This is a genomic window from Paenibacillus sp. FSL H7-0331, from assembly GCF_001956045.1.
Genome location: NZ_MRTH01000116.1, coordinates 1 through 2,855 on the forward strand (window position 1 = coordinate 1; position 2,855 = coordinate 2,855).

The following is a 2,855-nucleotide window of genomic DNA, read 5'->3' on the forward strand; positions in this document are numbered from 1 at the left end:
CCTTACATCATATTCGAATCATCCGGCAGCCACAAGGCGAAACGGCTACGTCGTCCTTTGGCGGCGGGGCGTATTTCGTACCAAGAAGTATAGAGGATTGTCCTCATGTTCATGTCTGGTTAAGCTATTGTTATCCGTTAGTTCAATGGATTGATGCCATAGCAAAACTGTCCGCACGAACCAGTTCCGTGCGTTGTTCCTCGTCCGGATCGCTAATGACGGAACAGCAGTAACACATGAAATATCCCGGACTCCCCAGAGCTCCTCCCCTCGCTGCTGATCATTATCGGACTATATTCTTGTGAAAGGTTTCAGTTCGCCGAACCCAAACACGCCATGGTTTACTGTAAGTTAATTTTATTAAAAGCAACGATAATATTAAGGAAACAAGTGGAATAATCGTAAACCCAGATAATGATAATATTAGTATTTGGCCTTCAAAATCGACTCTTCTCTCCAAGTAAGATCCTAAACAATATACTATGAGAAACCATATATTTAAAGCTATTGTTAGAAAAGAAATTGTTTTCATTGTTCTATTGTATAACAGTCATTTACACCTCCGTAAATTATTTATGCCGACTATTTCTAAACAGGAAAGTCTCCAAATTGTTGCATACTATTAAAATAATCACTTGGAAAATTTCCTCCAAACCAAGATAAGAAACCAAAATCTACTCCTGATAAGACTCCTTGACAAACATTTGAACAAGTATTGCCCCCACTATATTGAGGTGCTTGTTGGAATATCGACATTGCTCTTTCCATCATACTACTCTTTTGTCCTGAACGTTTTAATTAAATTTTTTAACCCCTTTTGTTTGTTTGCTTGTTGTCTATTTTTGTGATTTATCTTCCATTTTTAGGGAAATGGAGAACTTTTTTCCCGTAGCGCTTACCACCGCAGTTTAGTCCAATGGAATTATGTTTACTCCGTCGGGAATGTAACAAGGTTCTTGTCATTTATAGGAAATGTAATAAGGTTCTTGACATCAACCGATGACAAGAACCTTATTACATAACTAATAAAAACCGCAATTTAAGCGACTTTCAATGCAATAATGTTGTTGACTTCCGACAGATGATGTTTTCGTTAGATGATGACAAGAACATTGTCCGATAACTAACAAGAACATTGACCGATTAGCGCGCGCGCCTCTCAACAGCGTCATCGAAGCCCAGAATAAACCGCGCGTCCTCCATCAACTCGCATTTAGGAATGATCACGATCAGTCATCCGTTTCATCCCCTACAAGGACAAATCTTCGCCCTGCTTAGTATTAGAGAAGTGAATGGATTACTCCGGTACTCTTTACAAACAGATACCGGTGTCGTTTGCGTCCTGAAATTGCGTCCCTGAAATTTTCCGAGAAAATAGGTATTTGGACTGAGCCGATTTAAAAAAACGCGTCAGCCTGGGACATGAAATAAAGCCTTATTTATGACAAGGTTCACCGCGCTTCTGTAACGGCAAGTTTGAAAAATAATATCCCTTTTGTCCATACTCTTAAATTATTTTTGAATACTGTAATGTTAGATTCTATCAAAGAAGGGTTGCGGAGCGATGACATCTTTAGAACCGATAAAATATTTGGAGACGCTGTCTGGAAAAGCCGCACATTTGTTGTCATTTAATGATGGAAACCGTTATGCGGTGAAATGTAAAAACAATTTCCACGGAACAAGGGAACTGGTAAACGAATTCGTGATCGCCAGATTAGCCCAACACCTTTCTTTGCCTGTGGTGCCATTTAAATTAGTGAATATGACAGAGCGGCACATACAATATATACCAAAAAAATTTTCTTCCAAATACAATCCAGGTACACAATTTGCGAGCCTATTTATAGACAATTGCAGAGGCCTCTCGAAGGAACCTCCTCATCCGACTAAAATGGATATCAAAAATAACCAGGTATTGGCCGGAATTTTCGTATTCGACCATTGGGTGCATAACTCTGACCGTACAAAAAGCAACATTCTTTTGGAGCGGCTACCAGAAGGCAGATATGATATTCATATGATCGATCACGGTAAATGTTTTCCGGGAGGATATAAATGGAACAAAGCAACATTGCAAAAGCGCGGTAAGTTTAAAAAGGATTCTATCGTTCATATTTGGACTGTGGGCATGCTTGAAGATCCATCGATACTCTTTTCATATATTGAACAGATCCTTGTTTTACCGGAAACCCTTATTGAAGAAGTGATTCGGGAAATTCCTGAGGATTGGGGTGTGCCGATTCAAGACAAGGAGGCCCTTGTTAATTATCTCAAAGTACAGAAAAAAACTTTTGCCGATTCGGTGTATCAATTTGCGAAAAAATATGGAAGGGGTTTAATTTTTTGACGGTGGCGTTACCACGCTAAACTCCCTTTTACTGCGTCAATGCAGCGCCTGCGCTAATGATGTTGTTTGAATGGTGCAAGGGGTTAACACTTCCACCGCTCGACTATAGTTGAAATTTGAAGCTATCAGATACAGATGTCTGTTCCAGTATATGGTATTATTTGATGAAAGAATGTTATTATTAGGTAATATTTTAAACTTATCATGTTCATTAAAAATGGTGGTTAGTGCTCGGATACATTACGGTGACCGTATCACAAAGGGATCGATGATAAATAGTCGTTTCACCACGCTCTACTGCCCGTCCCTTGAGAAAAGGCAACCAATATACCTGGGCTGGCTGCCTTTTCATGTTGGTTATTGAACTCTCGGTAACAATAGGTAAGCATTTGATATCATCTCCAGCTTTTCCCCTACTCCACACCGGACGTCAGACTGTCTAACAACTGAATGCTGAGCACTCTTTAAACCGCGAATTCATGCTATTTTGCTCAAATAAACGTCA

At 39.6% G+C, this 2,855-nt stretch carries 3 protein-coding genes; 2 read left to right on the forward strand and 1 reads right to left on the reverse strand.

The window, feature by feature from the left end; all coding sequences use genetic code 11:
• On the forward strand, positions 1 to 233 hold a 233-nt coding region (locus BK127_RS44650; protein WP_218639089.1), incomplete at its 5' end, for a hypothetical protein.
• Between the two features lie 355 nt (positions 234 to 588).
• On the opposite strand, the gene BK127_RS43480 is transcribed toward BK127_RS44650, so the two are convergent.
• On the reverse strand, positions 589 to 768 hold the full coding sequence (locus tag BK127_RS43480; RefSeq protein WP_179097835.1) for a hypothetical protein: 180 nt from the start codon (positions 766 to 768) through the stop codon (positions 589 to 591).
• Between the two features lie 796 nt (positions 769 to 1,564).
• On the opposite strand from BK127_RS43480, the gene BK127_RS41885 reads away from it, so the two are divergent.
• Positions 1,565 to 2,350, forward strand: coding sequence for a HipA family kinase (locus BK127_RS41885; protein ID WP_076238536.1), 786 nt, complete (start codon positions 1,565 to 1,567; stop codon positions 2,348 to 2,350).
• The last annotated feature ends 505 nt before the right edge of the window (positions 2,351 to 2,855 follow it).

What these genes read in the sequence shown, in the direction of transcription:
- BK127_RS43480 (WP_179097835.1), bottom strand. Translation starts at nt 768, where the DNA reads ATGGAAAGAGCAATGTCGATATTCCAACAAGCACCTCAATATAGTGGG.
- BK127_RS41885 (WP_076238536.1), top strand. Translation starts at nt 1,565, where the DNA reads ATGACATCTTTAGAACCGATAAAATATTTGGAGACGCTGTCTGGAAAA.